Origin of the sequence: Siphonobacter sp. SORGH_AS_0500, from assembly GCF_031453245.1 — a bacterium.
Taxonomy (GTDB): Bacteria; Bacteroidota; Bacteroidia; order Cytophagales; family Spirosomataceae; genus Siphonobacter.
Genome location: NZ_JAVIYT010000001.1, coordinates 4,326,285 through 4,347,500 on the forward strand (window position 1 = coordinate 4,326,285; position 21,216 = coordinate 4,347,500).

Annotated in this window: 8 protein-coding genes, 2 rRNA genes and 1 pseudogene (1 of these 11 cut by a window edge); 7 read left to right on the forward strand and 4 right to left on the reverse strand. The window is 45.8% G+C overall.

Annotated elements, in window-relative coordinates:
* Positions 1 to 51: 51 nt before the first annotated feature.
* Positions 52 to 3,654, reverse strand: coding sequence for a DNA polymerase III subunit alpha (dnaE, locus tag QE357_RS18280; protein WP_307141290.1), 3,603 nt, complete (start codon positions 3,652 to 3,654; stop codon positions 52 to 54).
* 796 nt (positions 3,655 to 4,450) lie between these two features.
* Between dnaE and QE357_RS18285 the strand changes: the two genes are divergently transcribed.
* Positions 4,451 to 7,372, forward strand: a complete 2,922-nt coding sequence (locus tag QE357_RS18285; RefSeq protein ID WP_309710497.1) for a C25 family cysteine peptidase — start codon at positions 4,451 to 4,453, stop codon at positions 7,370 to 7,372.
* 188 nt (positions 7,373 to 7,560) lie between these two features.
* On the opposite strand, the gene QE357_RS18290 is transcribed toward QE357_RS18285, so the two are convergent.
* Entirely contained in the window at positions 7,561 to 9,474 is a 1,914-nt protein-coding gene (locus QE357_RS18290; RefSeq protein ID WP_309710500.1) for a S9 family peptidase, read from the reverse strand.
* Positions 9,475 to 9,899: 425 nt separating this feature from the next.
* Between QE357_RS18290 and QE357_RS18295 the strand changes: the two genes are divergently transcribed.
* The 6 genes and pseudogenes from QE357_RS18295 to QE357_RS18320 all read left to right on the forward strand — a co-directional run bounded on the left by QE357_RS18295 (position 9,900) and on the right by QE357_RS18320 (position 19,472).
* Positions 9,900 to 13,094: a TonB-dependent receptor gene (locus tag QE357_RS18295; protein WP_309710504.1), complete on the forward strand. Its 3,195-nt coding sequence runs from the start codon at positions 9,900 to 9,902 to the stop codon at positions 13,092 to 13,094.
* Between the two features lie 48 nt (positions 13,095 to 13,142).
* On the forward strand, positions 13,143 to 14,864 hold the full coding sequence (locus QE357_RS18300; protein WP_106637716.1) for a RagB/SusD family nutrient uptake outer membrane protein: 1,722 nt from the start codon (positions 13,143 to 13,145) through the stop codon (positions 14,862 to 14,864).
* A gap of 119 nt (positions 14,865 to 14,983) precedes the next feature.
* Positions 14,984 to 15,979 (forward strand): LacI family DNA-binding transcriptional regulator, encoded by a 996-nt coding sequence (locus tag QE357_RS18305; RefSeq protein WP_106637715.1) that lies wholly within the window; start codon positions 14,984 to 14,986, stop codon positions 15,977 to 15,979.
* 171 nt (positions 15,980 to 16,150) lie between these two features.
* A complete protein-coding gene (locus tag QE357_RS18310; RefSeq protein WP_309710512.1) occupies positions 16,151 to 17,224 on the forward strand; it encodes a galactokinase family protein in 1,074 nt (357 codons plus the stop codon).
* Between the two features lie 29 nt (positions 17,225 to 17,253).
* Positions 17,254 to 18,114 (forward strand): sugar phosphate nucleotidyltransferase, encoded by an 861-nt coding sequence (locus tag QE357_RS18315; protein WP_309710516.1) that lies wholly within the window; start codon positions 17,254 to 17,256, stop codon positions 18,112 to 18,114.
* A 10-nt stretch (positions 18,115 to 18,124) separates the two neighbouring features.
* Positions 18,125 to 19,472: pseudogene (locus QE357_RS18320) on the forward strand (Gfo/Idh/MocA family protein).
* Positions 19,473 to 19,670: 198 nt separating this feature from the next.
* On the opposite strand, the gene rrf reads toward QE357_RS18320, so the two are convergent.
* Together rrf and QE357_RS18330 are read right to left on the reverse strand one after the other, a co-directional pair.
* A 5S ribosomal RNA gene (gene rrf / locus QE357_RS18325) occupies positions 19,671 to 19,782 on the reverse strand.
* Between the two features lie 117 nt (positions 19,783 to 19,899).
* A 23S ribosomal RNA gene (locus QE357_RS18330) occupies positions 19,900 to 21,216 on the reverse strand (it continues 1,494 nt past the right edge of the window).

Genomic DNA, 21,216 nt, shown 5'->3' on the forward strand with positions numbered 1-21,216 from the left:
AAGGAAGACCCACTAGCCAAATCCAGTAGGTCTTTCATTTATACTAAAACCTTAATTCAACCGAAAACTATTCTTCCCTACCAACTGCTCCAATCCTTTAATCAGATCATTTGAGACGTTGATTTTATTGAAACGACTTTGCAGCGTTACCTCTACCGGACTTTCCGAGTCTTTGAGTTTCACGAATAAGTTACAGGTGCCCGGATTTTGCTTGAACAACTCGCTCAGACTTGCCACCAGTTCCCCGCTAACTTCCTGCAAATTAATCTCCAGACTCAACTGCTTACACATCTTCTCTCGTACTTCGGGTAACAGCTGAATCTGCGTAGCCTTGAACTCGTACTGCCCCTGGTTCCGCCAGCTCGGTTGCAGTTTTCCCCGAATGTACAGAAACCGATCCTGTGATACATACTGACCCATCTTTACGTAATCGTCGCCAAATAGAGCCAGTTCCATGCTTCCGGCATAATCTTCAATCGTAAACAAACAGAAGGGATTGCCATTTTTGGCGTATCGCTCCTGGTACTTGGTCACGATTCCGGCAATGCGGACATCGCGGTTGTACCAGTTCTTTTCTTCTTCCGAATCACGGAAACGGTCCAGTGTAATATCGCAGAAATTATCCAGCTCAATACGGAACTCATCCAGCGGGTGACCGGAAATGTATACGCCAATCACATCCCGTTCCTGATTGAGTTCGATCATTCGGGCCCAGGGCTCCGCCGAAGGGATGCGGGGAGCCATCATGTTGGCTCCGCCACCCCCACTCATCGCTCCGAAAAGCGACACCTGAGCAGCGGCTTTTTCTTCGTGGTGCTTGTTGGCATACCGAATTAGCGTTTCGATGAACGTACCCGTTCCCGTATCGGCAAAGAAGGCCGCCCGGTTGATGCCAAAGCTGTCGAAGGCTCCGGCATAGGCCAGCGATTCCAACGTCTTCTTGTTCACCGTACGCAGGTTGATCCGCGTGACGAAGTCAAAAATATCCTGGTAAGGACCATTCGCGTTTCGTTCCTGAATGATGCTATCCACGGCCGCATCGCCCGTACCTTTAATGCCACCCAGACCAAAACGAATCTGCTTTTTCTTATTGACGTTGAACTCCTTGATGGATTCGTTCACGTCGGGACCTAATACGTCGAGACCCATCCGGCGGGTTTCCTCCATGAAGAGCGTAATCTTCTTGATGTCGCCCAGCTCGTTGGTTAAGTTGGCCGCCATGTACTCCTCCGGATAGTGGGCCTTCAGGTACGCCGTCTGGTAGGCCACGAATGCATAACAGGTCGAGTGTGACTTGTTGAAGGCATACTGAGCAAACGCTTCCCAGTCGGTCCAGACCTTTTCAAGTTTCTTGGCATCCAGACCTTTGGCGACGGCTCCTTCCATGAATTTGCCCTTCATCTTGTCCAGCGTGGCCCGGTCTTTCTTACCCATGGCCTTCCGCAGTACGTCGGCGTCACCTTTGGAGAAGCCCGCCAGTTTCTGAGACAGCAACATCACCTGCTCCTGATACACCGTGATCCCGTAGGTATCAGCCAGGTACTCTTCCATTTCGGGAAGATCATACACGACGGGTTTCCGTCCGTGTTTCCGATCAATAAATTCAGGAATGTATTGAATGGGACCGGGCCGGTACAGGGCGTTCATCGCAATGAGGTCCTCAAACCGCGTGGGTTTCAGTTCCTTCATGTACTTCTGCATTCCCGGACTTTCGTATTGGAAAATCGCGTAGGTTTCACCGCGTTGGAAAAGCTCGTAGGTCTTCGGGTCATCGAGCGGCAAACTATCCAGATCAATATCTACGCCGTGGTTTTGCTTAATCAGAGCCAGAGCGTTTTTCAGGATCGTCAACGTGGACAATCCCAAAAAGTCCATCTTGATTACCCCCGCATCCTCGATTACCTTTCCTTCAAACTGCGTGATAAACCAGTCCGAATCTTTTGAGGTACACACCGGAATAATATCCGTTAAGTCTTTGGGAGCGATGATAATACCCGCCGCGTGGATACCCGTACCGCGTACAGAGCCTTCCAGCTTCAGGGCTTCGGTCAGTACCTTACCCGCTACGGTATTGGATTTCATCGTATCCCGCAACTTCTGGATATTCTGAATTTCCTCGCCTCCCCAGCCTTCTTTATCCTTCACGCCGCCCGGCCCATCAATGGGAGCCAGTAGGACGCGTTGCAGGTTCAGATCCAGAGGTTTTTCCGGAATCAGCTTGGTGAGTAAGTTGGTCTCATCCAAAGGTAAATCCAGTACCCGGCCCACGTCTTTGATGGCCGATTTGGCTTTCATCCCCGTGTAGCTCACAATCTGGGCTACCTGATTTCGACCGTATTTATCGACTACGTAGTCAATGACTTTCTGGCGACCCGCATCGTCAAAGTCCGTATCAATATCGGGCATAGATTTCCGGTCAGGATTCAGGAAACGCTCGAACAGCAGATTGTACTTAATCGGATCGATGTTCGTAATCCCGATGCAGTACGCCACCGCCGAACCCGCCGCCGAACCCCGACCCGGCCCCACGAATACGCCGATGTCACGACCCGCCTTGATAAAGTCCATCACGATGAGGAAGTATCCAGCGAAACCCATCGTTTTGATGGTATGCAACTCAAAGTTGAGGCGTTCCTCGGCTTCGGGCGAAATAGTTTCGTAGCGTTGACGTGCTCCTTCAAACGTCAGGTGACGCAGGTATTCCCACTGGTTCAGGGTATCATCAGCGTGTACCTTGAATTCGTCAGGAATGGGGAAATTGGGCAGAAGAATGTCTTTCTTCAGTTTCGGTTCAAAACACTTATCGACAATTTCCTGCGTATTGTCCAGGCCTTCGGGAATGTGGCCCCAGACGTTCAGCATTTCTGCTTTCGTCTTGAAATAAAACTGATCGTTGTAAAAGGCAAACCGCGACCCCCGGGGCATGGCCTCATCATCCGAGAAATCCTTAGCCGAGGGCGTACTCTGCTTTTCGCCGGTGTTGACGCACAGCAAAATATCGTGAGCGTTGGCATCCTGCTGGTCTACGTAGTGACTATCGTTAGAGACGATAATCTTCACATTATGCTTACGAGCAAACTTGAGCAATACTTCATTGACCCGCTTTTGATCGGGAATTTCGTGATCCTGTAGCTCGACGTAAAAGTCTTCACCGAAGATATTCAGCCACCACAAAAACTCCTTTTCACCTTCCTCTTCCCCTTTCCGTAGAATGGTTTTGGGCACGCTGGCTCCAATACAGCAGGTTGTGGCAATGAGGCCTTCGTGGTATTGTTCAATCAGGGTTTTATCAATGCGGGGGTACTTCCCGTACATCCCTTCAATGAAACCCAGCGAACAGAGTTTGACCAGATTTCGATAGCCAATTTCATTTTTGGCCAGCATTAACTGGTGATACCGAACGTCTTTCTTCTCCTTCGTAAATTTCTTCTCGTGACGATCCTGTACCACGTAAAACTCACAGCCTACGATGGGTTTTACCCCATGCTTCCCGGCTTCGGCCACGAATTTGAACACGCCGAACATATTACCGTGATCGGTAATGGCAACTGCCGAATGTCCATCAGCCTTGGCTTTCTTGAACATGCCACCAATATCGGCGGCACCGTCGAGCAGTGAAAATTTGGTATGGCAGTGAAGATGGGAAAAATGCATAATGACTGGGCTCTAATCGTAATTCAAACTTGAAGATACCATTAAAAACGTGGGGGTACAAGTTAGGTTCCGGAAACAGGCGTTTTTCCTCAACACTATCAAAAGGCTGCCTAGTGAGCATCACCTTACGATCCTGCGAGACTAATTTCATTTCAACACTTTACCCTCACTGCTATCTTTCATAGGAGACTTAAGTTGCCCACAGGCAGTCATTATTCGTGCATACCGCTGGCTCGTATTCAACAAGCTAACTCACCGTATCTCTTTCACAATCAGGTTATCACCTACTAATGACTTTCCATACAGGAGTCCATTCCTACCGAAAAACTGAATTTCCTGCCTGATTAACTTATTCTTAACAAGTCGTTTGGAATTTTTCTATATTTTTAACCTATGATTATTCCCACCAGGAAAAGGTTGTTCTCTGGCCTTGTGGGTGGTCTTTAAGTTTGGAGTCGTTATGTTTTCACTTCTAATCAAAAATCATTTGACAATTTGAAAGTATTGCCTATCACTTTAAAGAACTTAAACAAAATAAACTTTTGAGCATAGATACTTATCTAAACTAAATCGATTTAGCTAACTTAACAGTCCTATTCGCTATCTTCTCTTGAGCATACTTAAGAAAAGGTAAAAACTTGATAATTAACGTCAATAACTGGCTAATTTCGTTATCTATCTTCCTATTAATCCATTGATTTTAAATAATTTACCAAGCTTCCTACGTAATTTATCCCTGTACCCAACCACAACTCACGCACTACGCATCAGTAGCCCCATTTCTTTAGCCCTTGATATGAAAAAAATCTACTTTTTACTGCTCGTTCTTTCACTAGGCTGGACGACAAAATCCTTTTCCCAACAGTTTGGCAATGAATGGATTAATTACCAGCAAACGTATTTTAAAATTCCCGTCACTCAGAAAGGGATTTACCGACTTACTTACACTGAATTGCAAAATGCTGGTTTTGATTTAAAAGCAAACCCTCAACAAATTCAGCTTTTTAGAAGAGGGGTTGAGCAGGCCATCACCGTCGTAGGAGAAGGAGATGGTACATTTGATACAGGTGATTACGTTGAATTCTTCGGGGTTGGTAACGATGGTTCCCGTGACGCGGAACTGTATGTACCCAAGGAATCCCACCACAACCCATATGTGAGTTTGTTTACGGAAAACTCTTATTACTTCCTGACACTGACGGTCAATGGACAGAAGGGAAAGCGGGTGAGCACTCCGACACCTCCCAGTAAAGGTACCCTGGCAGCAGAGCCTTATCACTGGGCGGAAAATCTCTCTCTTTTCACCTCTCATTATGACGTCGGGCCAGCCTATTCCAGTGCGTACACACAGATGAATTTCGAACGGGGAATGACTTTAGCCAGCTACGGAGTCGGAAAAGGGTATATGGATTCCCCTATCAGTAATAATAACCGGAAAGCGTATAATCTACCTTTAGAGAATCCATACCAAGCCGAGGCAAATACGGTAAAGCCTCGTCTGAGCATTTCGTTATTTACCGCCAACATTGGTAATCACGAGATTGAGGTTAGCATCCGTCCTTCCTCATCTGCCGCAGAAAATACCATTCTGACCTTTCCAACGACGACCGATTACCAAATCCTAAAAAATAGTGCTGAATTTGACTGGAGTTTTTTAACTAACTCGAGTTCACAGGCTGTTGTCTATTCAAAAGTTGGTTCTGCCAGTGTCATCTATTTTAAGTTTACCTATCCTCAACTTCTGAATTTATCTGGGGTTACTCAAGGAAAGGCAATCAATACCCGTACAAACGCCAGTGGTACGTCCCTTCTGCAATTCAGTAACGCCAACACCAATGATCAACTCTATGACGTTACCGATTTAAACAATATTCAGCGAATTCAATCTTCTTTCACTTCGAACACGTTAGAAGCCGTAGTAAGCAACACACAGCAAGCTCGCAATTTTTGGGTCAATCGATCATCAGGCTCGGTCTCTAAAATTGAGAAGATCAATTTCATGCCTATTGATCCTTCGCAGGTTAATTACCTGATTGTAACGAATAAAGTACTCCGCCAGGCTGCTGGTGGATCTTCGGATATCGTACAAGCCTATGCCGACTACCGGGCTTCCGTAGCAGGCGGAGGTTATAAACCTCTGGTGGTAGATATGGACGTACTGTCGAATCAATTTAACTATGGAGAACGTAGTGGTTTGTCCATTCGCAATTTCGCGGGGTACATGCTGAAAAACGGTTCTCCAAAGCATCTGTTTCTGATTGGTCGAGGGATTTTTCCGCAGTACTTCCGTTTCGGCTTGGATGAGCAAGGGATGGCAGACAATAGTTTAGTACCAACAGGGGGATGGCCGGGTTCCGACTGGCTATTAGTCAATGGTTTAAATGGCGAACCCGCCAACGTACCCGCTATTGCTGTAGGCCGATTAAATGTTACGAAGCCTGATGAAATTGCCTCTTATTTAAGTAAAATCAAAGAGTACGAACTTAGTAAGAATCAACCCTGGAGAAAGAAGTTTTTATACCTGAGTGGTGGACATACAGATTACGAAAGAAGCAGTTTTACGGGATATGCCACCGATTTTAAGAATATTGTTGAAAATGCTCCTCTACAGGGAACAGGTAAAATCATCTCAAAAACGACTAATCAAAACGTTGAAACGATCGATGTATCGCCAGATGTAAATGATGGGACCAGTATGATTACCTTTTTTGGCCACGCTTCTACGAACTACACCGATATTAATATTGGGCTAGCTTCCCAAAGCTCTTATACCAATAAAGGGAAGTACCCCATCATATTTGTTAATGGGTGTGAGGCAGGAAATATCTTTTATTACAATGCCCCAGAAACTGTAGGTAGCAATTGGGTAAACACGCCTGATCGAGGAGCCATCGTCCATCTAGCTTCTTCGTTTTTAGGCTGGCCTTTTTATCTGAAAGATTACTCTAATACTCTTTTTACAAAACTTACTGACTCAGAAGGATTAGACAAAACCTTTGGAACAAATCTGGTAAGAGCAATAAAAGCGTTCGTAACCGCAAGACCTAACGATGCCATGACAGTAGGTCATGCCCAGGAATTTGTCCTTCAGGGCGACCCGGCTATTGTAGCCTACTGCACTAGTAGTTCCCTGCCCGTTAGTCTGATTTACTTCAAAGGCCAAGTAGAATCCAGTGCTGGTAAAAAACTTACCGATGTGGAGGCCCATGCTATTCCTGAAAACATAGGAGTACTCACCTGGGAAGTAGCACAGGAGAAAAATATTTTGGGCTATACCGTTGAAAAAAGCCTAGATGGTAAAAACTGGGCAAGCATTGGATTTGCTGCTTCTAAAAACGTTTCTTCGGGTATTTACACCTTCTATGATACTAAACTTCAAGTAGGTACGGCTTACTATCGTCTAAAAATTAATGAAGCTTCAGAACCAGATCATTACAGTAGAATCATTGCACTAAGCCTGGCTCCAACCTACGGTTTAGTAGCCTACCCGAACCCTGCTAGTACGGATATCACCATCAGCGTAAAAGAAAACACCGATACTAAAGCCCATTCTATACAGGCCGTATTGCTCCACATTACCGGGCAGACCGTATGGAAAGGGGAAATTCGCAACGGCAAAGCCCTTATCCCTGTGCAGGGACTAACCAGGGGTGTCTATACGTTACAAGTGAACGATGGCGTCAGTGTCCAACAGCAAAAGATTTTGGTTACTCCGTAAGAGGTACCTATACTAAGATTACGTTAATACTACCTGACGTACAGTTCAGAACACATGTCTTGGACTGTACGTCTTTTTATTTCACTACTCGTATACAAATGCATACGGTTACACTACCTAAGGACTAATTTTTACGCCTCTACCAATAAAAGAGAGAGGCCTGAACCAGACCTCTCTCTTTGGCTAACTTATTTCAGCGTCTCTTCTAACCACTGATAGAACTCCCGCTGCCAAACAATGGCATTTTGGGGACTCAGTACCCAATGGTTTTCGTCGGGTAAGTATAACAGCTTACTTTTGATGCCACGTAACTGAGCTGCCTGAAAAGCCTGCAAACCCTGCTCGATGGGAACCCGGTAATCTTTTCCACCCTGAATAATGAAAATGGGTGTATCCCACTTATCTACAAAGTTGCTGGGCGACTGGCTAAACGAACGTTGAGCTACTGCGTTTTTCTTATCCCAGTACGGACCACCTTTTTCCCAGTTTTCAAAGAATAATTCATCGGTGGTACCGTACATGCTGCGAAAATCATAGATGCCATCATGAGCAATGAACGACTTGAATCGCTTGTTGTGCATACCCGCCAGAGCAAAGGCCGAATACCCACCAAAACTCGCTCCAACGCAGGCACGACGATTTTTATCCACAAAGGATTCCTTCGAAACTTCATCAATGGCACTCAAATAATCCTTGAGCACCTGACCGCCCCAGTCTTTACTTACCTGCTCATTCCATTGTGTACCGTGACCGGGCATGCCGCGACGATTAGGGGCCACAATTACGTAACCCTGCGAGGCCATTAGCTGAAAATTCCAACGGAAAGAATACGATTGCGTCAGCGGTGACTGTGGTCCGCCCTGACAGTACAACAACGTAGGGTATTGTTTAGATGGGTCAAACTGAGGGGGATATATCACCCATACCAGCATTTTCTTTTTATCCGTTGTCGTAATCCAGCGGCGTTCGGTTTTGCAGGTTTCCAGTGATGACATAGCCGCATCGTTTACATGCGTCAGCGTTTGGATGGTTCCCTTCGTTAGATCAATGGAAACTAACTCCGCTGGATGGTTCATATCCGTTCTACTGGCAATGAGTTGATTTCCAACCTGACCAACGATCCCACTTATGTCAAAATCTCCTTTGGTTACCTGAGTAATCAAAGGGTTCATTTTGGTAAGTCCTGGATAGGTCACCTTGAAAATCTGAAGCGTGCCATCTATGGGAGCCCAGAAAAACAGAGCTGTTCCGTCTTCACTCCACTTGAAACCTTCCACATGAATGTCGTCCCGCTGAGCGGTAAGGTTCATCGTAGAAACGCCATTAGATACGACAATATCCTGTTTATCAGCTTCGTACCCATCACGTTTCATTTGCAGCCAGGCAAGCTGTCCTTTATTATTGTACTCAGGACTTACATCATAGCCCTTATTTTCGGGCGTCAGATTTTTCGTCGTTCCGGTGGTCAGATCGTACTCGTATAAATCGGTATTCGTACTTACGGCATAATCCGTTCCAAATTTCTTTTTTGTTACGTAGACCACTCGCTTGCCGTCAGGATTCCAGATGAAATCCTCATCACCACCGAAAGGTTTTTGCGGACAATCATGGGGTTCACCGGGCATAATATCTTTGGCTTCGCCAGCTTTCCCATTCACTAAAGGAGCCACAAAAATGTGGTCAAAAGAGCCATCCTCCCAAGTATCCCAGTGGCGATAATTTAAAGACGTAAAGACGTAAGCGTCTGATTTGGGTAAGTCCTTATACTTGTCGGAACCCTTAATGTCAAGCACTTTTACTTCTTTAGTACTCAAAATATGCTTACCATCTGGAGAAATTTTAGGGTTAGCCAACAGGCCTTCCGTCGTAGAAATTTCCTGAGCTTCCCCGCCTGAAAGAGCTACTTTATAGAGTTTTTGGCTACTCTTATTAGTCTCCAGTTGAGGTGTACTCACCGCATACACCACAAACTTTTTGTCTTTCGAAATACCTAAGCCCGTCACCCGACCCATTTTCCAGAGTAACTCAGGAGTCAGCCGATTTTGTGCCTGCGTTGCCAGTGACACCAGAAGCATGCCACCCAATAGCCAACGATTTTTCATACGCTTATCAAAAAATTGAGTTAAAAACTTGCAGCAAAGGTAAGCTCCCCCGTGGTTAATCCGGCTTTCTCAGTGGCAGTCTTGCCCTCAACAATTCTTCTCCATTCATAATTTTTTTGAGATTTTTTAAAATATTTTTAATAACTATTAAAACGAAATAAAATTTTGGCTAACCCATCGCGAGGCTTACTCCTATACATATAGTTCAAAATATTATAGATATATTTATATATAAAATCCTTTTTTTATTTGGTTCTCTTCGCTGAGATTTTCCTCAAAAACACCGTCTCAATTCTACTCGTACGTCTCTAAAATTTGACAATACGTAGAATAATTTATAATAATTGCAGACAAATTACCGCCGCGAGCAATATATCCTCAGTTATTAATCTATTACTCTCTCTATGAAAAAACGACTACTTTTTATGTGTACGATCCTATTCTGGATGGTACAAATGGTTCATGCTCAAGATCGTCGGGTAAGCGGCAAAGTCAGTGCCATCGACGGACAATCGGTGCCGGGGGTAAGCGTACAGCTTAAAGGCACAACGCGAGGGGCAAATACCGACAATAATGGAAATTTTACCATTGCCGTGAATAGTAACTCCGACGTGCTGGTGTTTACTGCAGTCGGATACCGATCTCAGGAAATCATCGTCGGCAATCAGACCATCATTAATGCAACGCTGGTGGAAGAAAGCCGTGCTCTCGATGAAGTTGTCGTAACGGGTTATGGCTCCCAACGGAAAAAGGACATTACTGGAGCCGTAACGGTTGTGAAAGGTGCGGACCTGACCGCTTTACCAACCGCTAACTTAACCCAGGCTTTGCAGGGTCGGGCCGCTGGGGTAACCGTCGGTACGGATAACTCGCCCGGTGGTGGAACGATGGTTCGTATACGTGGATTTGGTACGATCAATAATAACTCTCCCCTTTACATTGTCGATGGCGTTCCAACGCAGGGTACGCTCAATAACATTAACCCAAATGATATTGAAAGTCTTCAGGTTCTGAAAGATGCTTCGGCGGCTTCTATCTACGGAGCCCGGGCCGCAAACGGGGTAGTAATCATCACCACTAAAAAAGGGAAACCCGGAGAGCCCAAGCTTACCTTTGATACCTACGTGGGCATTCAACGTCCGGGTAAATTCCTGAACCTGCTGAATTCTCAGGAGCTGGGTCAGCAAATCTGGGCTTCGGCTAAAAATGTGGGGGTTACGCCTAGCCACGGCCAGTATGGTAGCGGAGCCAACCCTGTAATTCCAGATTACATCTACCCTTCAGGGGCCTTTGAAGGCGATCCTCGCGTGGCCCAGGATGGGAATGGCAACTACATTTATTATACCCACGATTTACGAGACCCTGAATTGGGTAAAACCAAATTCATGATTACAAAAGCCAGCAAAAATGGTACGGACTGGCAACGGGAAATCTTCAATCCTGCCCTGATCCAGAACTACCAGTTAGGAGCCAGTGGTGGTACGGATAAGGGTGCTTACGCGATTTCTTTCAATTATTTTAATCAGAAAGGAATCATGAAATACACTAATTACAAACGCTATTCAATGCGGGCGAACACCGAATTCAAGCTCAAAAATCGGATTCGGGTGGGTGAAAACCTGACGGTTTCGTACGATGAACGCGTGGGTATCACTAATAACGATGAATCGAACCCCATTGCTTTCGCCGTTCGGATGAATCCGTTGATTCCGGTTTATGACGTAGCCGGAAACTTCGCCGGGGCTAAAGGGGCGAACTTAGGTAATGCCCGTAACCCAGTAGCAGAACTGTACCGGAATAAAGACAACGTAACCAAAGGCGTTCACTTGTTTGGTAATGCGTTTGCGGATATTGATCTTTTGAAAGGATTAACGTTCCGTACCAGTCTGGGGATTGAATACAACCTCTATAACTTCGCTCCCTTTACCCCACTCGATCCCGAGTCTCCCGAAGCTCGTAACACGAATAACCTTCGCGTAGAAAACCGTTACGATAACTCCTGGACCTGGTATAACACCCTGACTTATAACAAAACTTTTGGCGATCACAGCATTAACGTACTGGCGGGTACCGAAGCCATTGCTACGTATGATTACATTTTTGATGCTACTCGTAGTAACTACGCTTTCGAAGATCCTGATTATCTGTACCTGAATGCAGGTAGCCCGCTGGGTCTGCAAAACAGTGGTCGTGGAGCCAACCGATCTCGGCTATTTTCTTTATTTGGTAAAGTGAACTACTCCTATAAAGATATTTTCCTGGCCGATTTTACCCTGCGTCGTGATGGTTCTTCCCGCTTCAGTGCCGCAAACCGTTATGCCGTATTCCCCGCCGCCAGCGTTGGTTTACGTTTGTCCGAGCTGGCTGCATTAAAAGAGGTAGGCTTCCTGTCGGATTTAAAACTTCGGGTGGGTTGGGGAAGCACGGGTAACCAGAACATTCCCAACATTTACAACGCCTATACCCTGTATGAATCACGACCTGTTGAAAACCACTATGACATCAACGGAGCCAAAACTTCCATCGTTCCTGGTTTTGACCTAGTTCAATTCGGTAATGACCGGGGTAAATGGGAAACCACCACTTCGACTAACGTAGGTTTCGATGCCAGTTTATTTAACAATAAGTTACAGTTCGTTTTTGACTGGTACATCAAGAAAACCAAGGATATGCTGAGCCAGATCGACGTACCTTACACCTTAGGTCAGGCTACGATTCCTTACACCAACATAGGTGATATGCAAAATAAGGGCGTTGACCTTTCGCTTAACTACATGGGCCGGGCTCTGGATGGTAAAGTACGTTTCACGGTTGGTGCAAACTTCTCAACCTATCGAAACAAAGTACTGAAAATTAACGATGACCCTTCGTCAATCAAGTTTGGTTTCAGTACGCGTCTGCCCGCGATGAGTGCCACGAAGGTAGGGGAGCCGATCTCTTCCTTCTATGGCTACGTAATCGATGGCATTTTTCAAACCGACGAACAGGCTAAGAATGCCCCTCCAGCTTTCGGAACCTATAACCGGGCCGGTTCATTCATCTTCCGGGATGTGAATGGAGATGGTGTGATTACTTCTGCTGACCGTACCTTCATTGGTAACCCCCACCCTGACTTTACGTATGGTCTCAACGTTAGCGTTGGTTACAAAAACTTTGATCTGACCTTATTTGGACAGGGCGTACAGGGTAATGACCTATTTAACTACATGCGTTACTGGACTGATTTCAACACTTTCCAGGGTAACCGTAGTAAACGAATGCTGTATGATTCATGGGTTCCTGGTAAAACGGACGCGTTACTTCCCCAACTGCGTTCTACCGATGCTACCAGTGCTCAGGTATCTACTTACTTCGTAGAAAAAGGCTCTTATTTCCGCCTGAAAAACATTCAACTGTCGTACACCATTCCTTCGGTTCTTCAGAAAAATCTGGGTTTAGGTACGTCACAGATTTATGTTCAGGGACAAAACCTGTTCACAATTACCAAATACACCGGACTTGATCCTGAAGTAAACTTGCGTCGTTCAGGGGAAAATGGGCAGGATACCCACTTGGGTGTGGATGAGGGAGCATACCCCGTATCTCGTAACCTGATTGTGGGTTTACGCCTGAGTTTCTAATTCTCAATTATTGGATTAAAGTAAAACGAATTCTACTTAGACATTCCTATGAAAAAAAATATAATCGCGGTTTCTCTGGTAATGGCGGGACTTCTTTCCTCCTGCGGGGATTCCTTCCTTGATGTGAAACCTCAGGGGGTAGCATTGGTGACGCAATTGAATAACAAAAGTGGAGTGAATGCCAGCTTAATTGGAGCCTATTCTTTACTGGACGGAATTGGTTCAGGAGGTACCAACTGGCACGGAGCGGTTTCGAACTGGGTATACGGTGGCGTTGCTTCCGATGACTGCTACAAAGGTTCAGATGCCAGCGATCAGCCTGAAATCACCGGGATCGAACGCTATGAAGTGCAGCCCGCTTTCGTGCATATGCGGGGGAAGTGGCGAGTGGTTTACGATGGTGTTTCCCGTTGCAATGAAGTTATTCAATTGGTAGCCAAAACGACCGACATGACTGACGCTGAGAAAACCCAGGTAATTGCTGAAGCCCGTTTCCTGAGAGGCCATTACCATTTCGAAGCCAAGAAAATGTGGAATATGGTGCCTTACATTGATGAAAAAATCTACAATCCATCAGACCCTACCTCAGTGAAGGTGCCTAATGATAAAAACATCTGGTCTAACATTGAAGATGACTTCAAGTATGCGATGGATAACCTACCTGAGACGCAATCGCAAAAGGGAAGATGTACCAAATATGCAGCAATGGCTTACCTGGCGAAAGCTTATCTTTTCGAAGGAAAGTATTCTACGGCCAAGCCCCTGCTGGAAAGCATCGTGGCCAGTGGTAAGTATCGCCTGGTGGATTACCATGATAACTACAAAGCAGCAACGAATAACAATGCAGAATCTATCTTTGAAGTACAGTTCTCAGTGAATGATGGTACCAACGGTAATAATGGTAATGCAGGAGATGAGTTAAACTGGCCCTATTTTTCGGGGGCTCCCGGCGGGGGTTGCTGCGGTTTTTACCTGCCTTCATTGAACCTGGTGAATGCATTTAAAACGGATGGAAACGGATTACCCATGCTGGATACTTTCAATGATACCGATTTAAAAAGCGATCAGGGTTTAAAGATTACGGATTCTTTCACGCCAGATACGGCTCCGCTTGATCCACGACTGGATTGGACCGTAGGTCGCCGGGGCATTCCATTCCTGGACTGGGGTCCTATGCCGGGTGTTACCTGGATTCGTGATCAGACTTATTCAGGACCTTATACGGGTAAAAAATGGATGTATTATAAAGCCGAAGAAGGAACCAATACTCACTCTACCAACAAACGCCGGGTTGCCAACAATTACCGCATGATCAAGTATTCACACGTGTTACTCTGGCTGGCTGAATGTGAAGTAGAAGCGGGTAACCTGACGAAAGCTCAGGATTACGTGAACCAGATTCGGAAGAGAGCGAAAAATAGTACTTACGTAACGACCTCCGATGGGAAACCAGCCGCCAATTATGTGGTGAATGAATATCCTAGCGGTTCATCTGCCTTTGCCAATCAGACTGCGGCTCGTAAAGCCGTTCGTTTCGAACAGCGTCTGGAATTTGCGATGGAAGGCCACCGATTCTTTGATCTGGTTCGCTGGGGTATTGCCGATCAAACGTTGAATACCTATCTGCAAGCAGAAAGTAAAAAACGGACCTATCTCAATGGGGCCAGTTTTACAAAAGGAAAACATGAGTATTTCCCCCTTCCGGTTGATGAAATCAATAACAGCTATGTAAATGGTGCCCCGACTCTGAAACAGAATCCGGGATATTAATTAATCAACCCTTACCGAAGCGAGCCCCGTTCAGATCTGGACGGGGTTTCTTTTTATAGTTCATTCCGCTTTTTCTGAGTATCTTGAATACTTTAGCGTATTCATTTAGCACTGGATTTATGAGCGTCTCGATTAAAGAAATAGCCCGTCGGTTAAAAATTTCTCCTTCTACTGTATCGAGAGCTTTGCAGAACCACCCCCGCATTGGCTTACGTACGAGGGAGCGGGTGCAGGAATTAGCTCAGGAACTTAATTATATTCCCAGCACGACCGCACGAAACCTGCGAAGTGGGAAAACCTTTATGCTGGGCGTAGTAGTACCCGAAATTCAGGAAAATTTCTTCTCTAAAGTTATTAACGGTATTGAAGAGTTAGCCTTCCAGAAAGGATATACCGTTGCTCTTTATCAGTCACACGATCAATACGAACGCGAAAAGCAGGTGCTGGAAGTATTATCCCATCAGCTAGTAGACGGTATCATTTTATCCGTTGCGAAGGAAAGCCGACAATTTGATCACGTTCAGAAATTAATTAATCACCACATTCCGCTGGTTCTTTTCGACCGTATTCCACCTTCCATTACTACCCATCAGGTTAGTTGTGACATGGAAGCCGGAGCTTACGAAGCTACTTCCTTTTTAATCAAAAAAGGCTTCAGGCGAATCGCCTTACTCAACGGTCCTTCGGCACTGGTGGCTAGTCAGGAACGGTACCAGGGTTACCTCCGGGCATTACAGGAGGCAGACATCCCTTTGCAGCAAAACTTTATTCAATCCACCAATTTAAGCTCGGAAGAAACCCGTCAACAAATGCAGGCCTTACTGGAGTTGCCCAATCGACCTGACTCCGTTTTAACCTTCAATGATTATGTGGCTCTGGATGCGATGGGTGTTTGTCGTAGTAAAGGGTTACAACTTAATAAGGACATTTCCTTTGTTAGCTTTGCTAACCTTCCCATGAATGCTTACCTTGAACACCCTCCATTAGCATCTCTGGAGCAACACCCCTATCAGATGGGGTTCCAGGCCACGCAAATTTTGCTGGATGCCATCTCCGGTACAAAAACCGAATTTGAAAAGGTTGTTCTTCAGCCGGATCTTATTACGCTTTCCTAATCCATTCTTTTTTTATATCTGTTGAAAATTTGTGCATTCGTTTGTTCAGTTCTGTGCAAACGAATGTGCAATTCAATAGGCCTGAAATTACCCGTTTCAGGCAAGGCTTCACTGATAATTGTTCTGTTTTCTAGCGTATTTTAGTCCAGAGTTTCTCTTGAACCATCACTTATGTCTAACACTCTAACCGTTTCTGCCCCGGGCCGAATTTGTCTCTTTGGCGAACACCAGGATTACCTGGGTTTGCCCGTCATTGCAGCGGCTATATCCCTGCGACTACGAATCACGGGTACGCCACGGGAGGATCGAAAAATTCATATTGATTTACCCGATATTGATCAGAACGAATCGTTCTACCTTCAACCAGAAATTCCTTACGAAAATGAAAGGGATTATTACAAAAGTGTCCTGAATGCCTGGCATCGAAAGGGTGCCTCCCTGAAGAGCGGCTTTGACCTAAGTTTGACGAGCTCGATTCCTATTAATGCCGGAACATCCAGTTCGTCGGCCCTGGTCGTTGCCTGGTCTTATTTTCTTGCTCAGTTCGCCCCTCAGGGAACACCCCTACTGGATTTAGCGGATTTAGCGTATAAAGCGGAAGTCGAAGAATTTGGAGAACCCGGTGGTCGGATGGATCAAACTTCTATCACGTTTGGAAATGTCATTTATCTGGAATCGCAGCCAGCTCCGTACGTCGAAACGCTTCCCCCCATTTCAGGAACATTCGTCTTGGGTGACTCCCAACAAGCCAAAGACACGCTTGGTGTTCTCAAGCACGTCAAGTATGGAATGCTGGATGCTATCAAAAAGATCAAAGCTTCCGATCCGTCTTTCTCCCTACATACCTATCCAGCAGCAAAAGCTGAGCAGTATAAATCATTACTTACTTCGGATGAATACACTCTTTTAAAAGGCAACCTTTCAGACCGCGACATTTTACGGGAAGCGAAACGTCTGCTCCAATCTTCCGACCCGGATCCGGTAACATTCGGAGAACTTTTAAATGCTCATCAATTCAATCTGCGGGAAGCAAAACGCATTTCTACGCCTAAAATTAATCGCATGATTGATTATGCATTGGAAGCTGGAGCCCTGGGAGCTAAAATCAATGGCTCGGGCGGCGGTGGATGCATGTTTGCCTACGCTCCCGAAAAGCCTGAAGTAGTAGCCGAAGCCATCGAAAGGGCAGGGGGAAAAAGCTACATCATAACGATTGACGAAGGCGTTCGCCTGGAAAATAACTAGTTCAACTGATTTACTTCTTACGTAAACCAATGAATAAACGATTACTAATTCTTGCAGGAGGCATGTCGTCCCGCATGAAAAAAGCCGCCGAGAATATCCAATTGGATCAGCAACTCATTCAGCAGGCAGATACTTTAACGAAAGGTATGATTCAGGTTGGTTCGGCGGGTCAATCACTTATTGATTATCAACTAAAAAATGCCCAGGATGCCGGTTTTAATGAAGTGCTTTTACTACTTCATCCCGAAGATGCACTGACGCAAGAGTATTACGAGTCGGCGGCTACCCAACAAAAATATGCAGGGTTATCTTTTCGCTACGCCCGCCAGTTCATTCCCGCAGATCGCCAAAAGCCAGCCGGAACAGCCGATGCCGTATTACAAGCTTTGCAACAAACGCCAGACTGGCAAATCGGACGGCTGGTCATCTGTAACAGCGATAACCTGTATTCCATAGAGGCATTAAACGTATTATGGAACAGTGAAAAGCCGAATGCATTGATCAGCTACGATCGAGAAGCTTTACGCTTTGCACCGGAAAGAATCCAGGCTTTCGCGGTCATCCGAAATGATGAAGAAGGTAACTTAATTGATATTCATGAAAAACCCAGTCAGGAAGAAATTGATAGTATTCTTGAAAAAACTGGGCGGGTAGGTGTAAGTATGAATCTTTTTGTAGTGGAAGCCGAAAAAATTCTTCCCTGCCTGGAAACCACTCCTTACCATGCAACGCGTAATGAGAAAGAGTTACCCACGGCAATTAATAAGTTGGCTACGATAGAAAAAGTGGCCGTGTTCCCTCTATCCGAAAACGTTCCTGACCTTACCAATAAACAGGATATTCTGACGGTTCAGAATTATCTCAAGGCTCATTATTCATCACTTAACTAACCTCCATCGTATGGAAAACCGTAGAACCTTTATTAAAAACATATCATTGACAGCCGCAGGCATGGCTCTATCTCCAGCTATTCTTAAAGGAGCGGTAAATGATCAGAAAGTACGTTTAGGATTTATTGGTGTTGGTTTAAGAGGAAGGGAACACGTTAAGAATGCCATTCTTTTCCCACAGGTTGAAATCAATGCCATTTGTGACATTGACCCTGCTACGATTGAAATAACCCAGAAAATGCTGCGAAATGCGGGACGAAAAGAAGCAGTAGTGTATGGCAAAAATGACCATGACTTTGAAAACATGGTCAAGCGGGATGATCTGGATGGAATTATTATTGCTACTCCATGGGAATGGCACGTACCCATGGCGGTATCAGTGATGAAAGGTGGTAAATATGCAGGAGTAGAAGTTTCGGCTACCGTTACCCTTCAGGAATCCTGGGATCTGGTTAACACCTTCGAGAAGACGGGTTCACACTGCATGATTCTTGAAAACGTTTGTTACCGAAGAGATGTGATGGCAGCTTTGAACATGGTCAGACAAGGCTTGTTTGGAGAATTAACTCATTTGGAATGCGGCTACGAGCACGATTTAAGAGAAGTAAAATTTAATGATGGAAAAAAAGCGTATGGAGGAGGTGTTGAATTCGGGGCGAAAGGATTTTCAGAGGCAAAATGGAGAACCCAGCATTCTATTGATCGCAATGGAGACATTTATCCTACCCATGGATTGGGGCCGGTTGCTCAAATGATCAATATTAATACTGGTAACCAATTTCAGTATTTGGTGTCCATGGCTACTAAACCACTAGGACTTCATAAATACATAGTAGACAATGGCGGAGAAAACCATCCAAACGCGAAAGTGAAATTCAAGTTAGGAGATCAGGTACAAACCATGATTAAGTGTGTCAATGGAGAAACTATCTTAGTTACCCATGATACGAATAGCCCCAGACCCTACTCATTAGGATTCAAAGTTCAAGGTACGAATGGTTTATGGATGGACGAAGGAGATCAGATTTATATTGAGAAGAAAAGTCCTAAACCCCACCAATGGGAAAAAGATACGGACTATATGAAACAATATGATCACCCCCTTATGGAAGAAACTGGAAAGCAATGCTCAGGGAGCTGGACACGGGGGCATGGACTATTTTGTAATCAGAGAATTCATCACTTCCATTCAGGAAAAACGCAGCCCAGCCATAGATGTATACGACGCGGCAGCTTGGTCAGCTATCAGTCCTCTATCTGAAGAATCCATAAAAAAAGGCTCTGCCCCCATTCAAATTCCAGATTTCACCCGAGGGAAATGGAAAAATCGAAAATCTACATTCGGTATAGAAGCTTAATAACAAAAGGCCTGCAAAAAATGCAGGCCTTTTGTTTGAATCAAGTATTTCTAAAGCCTATTGGTAATAAGACTGGTATTTTTCAAGCAGTAAGTATGTTAATTACGCTGCAGTGAAGGGAACAGTTATAGTATCTAGACTAGGGAGTAAAAGCAAAAACGACTCCTGCATCCCGGCAGGAGTCGTTAGAATATAAGGGGGAGGCGATTACCTACTTTCCCGGGGGTAAACCCAGTATCATCGGCGGAGCGGGGCTTAACGGCCCTGTTCGGGATGGGAAGGGGTGAACACCCGCCCTATGATCGCCATTGGCTCTTTTGGTTGATGACTCCGTAGAGTCAGCTTCCGATGCCTATCGAGGTGTTCCCTCTTTTGAACGTGATGTGAAAAACAGAAAAGTATACCTAAGTAGCAATAAAGTTAATTTAAAAAGAAGTCTTGGAGGCATTAGTACTACTCGGCTTTGTTGTCACCAACTTTAGACCTGTAGCCTATCAACGTCATCGTCTCTGACGGCTCTCATAGGAATTCTCATCTTGAGGCAAGTTTCGCACTTAGATGCTTTCAGCGCTTATCTTCACCCGACGTGGCTACCCAGCGGTGCTCCTGGCGGAACAACTGGTCTACCAGCGGTCGGTTCAACCCGGTCCTCTCGTACTAAGGTCAAGCCCTCTCAAAATTCCAACGCCCACCACAGATAGGGACCGAACTGTCTCACGACGTTCTGAACCCAGCTCGCGTGCCACTTTAATCGGCGAACAGCCGAACCCTTGGGACCTTCTCCAGCCCCAGGATGTGACGAGCCGACATCGAGGTGCCAAACCTCCCCGTCGATGTGAGCTCTTGGGGGAGATCAGCCTGTTATCCCCGGAGTACCTTTTATCCTTTGAGCGACGGCCCTTCCATTCGGAAACCGCCGGATCACTATCTCCCACTTTCGTGCCTGCTCGGCCTGTTTGCCTCACAGTCAAGCACCCTTCTGCGATTGCACTCTACGCACGGTTACCAAGCGTGCTGAGGGTACCTTTGAAAGCCTCCGATACTTTTTTGGAGGCGACCACCCCAGTCAAACTACCCATCATGCATTGTCCAATCTAATGTTAGACTCCCAGCAACCGGAGGGTGGTATTTCAACGTTGGCTCCTCGATGCCTAGCGACACCGACTCATAGCCTCCCACCTATCCTACACACCAGTTACCAAAAGTCAGTGCAAAACTGTAGTGAAGGTTCACGGGGTCTTTCCGTCCCGTGGCGGGTAAGCGGCATCTTCACCGCTACTACAATTTCACCGAGCTCACGGCTGAGACAGTGCCCAGATCGTTACACCATTCGTGCAGGTCGGAACTTACCCGACAAGGAATTTCGCTACCTTAGGACCGTTATAGTTACGGCCGCCGTTTACTGGGGCTTCGATTCAATGCTTCGCCTTGCGACTAACATCCCCTCTTAACCTTCCAGCACCGGGCAGGTGTCAGGCCTTATACGTCAACTTTCGTTTTAGCAAAGCCCTGTGTTTTTGTTAAACAGTCGCCTGGGCCATTTCTCTGCGACCACATCGCTGTGGTTCCCCTTATCCCGAAGTTACAGGGTTAATTTGCCGAGTTCCTTAGCCGTGATTCACTCGAGCGCCTTGGTATGTTCTACCCGGATACCTGTGTCGGTTTACGGTACGGGTTACGGCTGGCTATAGCTAAACAACTTTTCTTGGAAGAATACTCGTCCCTTCGCCTTGCCCTTGCGGGC

Coding starts and splice junctions, on each gene's coding strand:
- dnaE (WP_307141290.1), bottom strand. CDS start 3,654: ATGCATTTTTCCCATCTTCACTGCCATACCAAATTTTCACTGCTCGAC.
- QE357_RS18285 (WP_309710497.1), top strand. CDS start 4,451: ATGAAAAAAATCTACTTTTTACTGCTCGTTCTTTCACTAGGCTGGACG.
- QE357_RS18290 (WP_309710500.1), bottom strand. CDS start 9,474: ATGAAAAATCGTTGGCTATTGGGTGGCATGCTTCTGGTGTCACTGGCA.
- QE357_RS18295 (WP_309710504.1), top strand. CDS start 9,900: ATGTGTACGATCCTATTCTGGATGGTACAAATGGTTCATGCTCAAGAT.
- QE357_RS18300 (WP_106637716.1), top strand. CDS start 13,143: ATGAAAAAAAATATAATCGCGGTTTCTCTGGTAATGGCGGGACTTCTT.
- QE357_RS18305 (WP_106637715.1), top strand. CDS start 14,984: ATGAGCGTCTCGATTAAAGAAATAGCCCGTCGGTTAAAAATTTCTCCT.
- QE357_RS18310 (WP_309710512.1), top strand. CDS start 16,151: ATGTCTAACACTCTAACCGTTTCTGCCCCGGGCCGAATTTGTCTCTTT.
- QE357_RS18315 (WP_309710516.1), top strand. CDS start 17,254: ATGAATAAACGATTACTAATTCTTGCAGGAGGCATGTCGTCCCGCATG.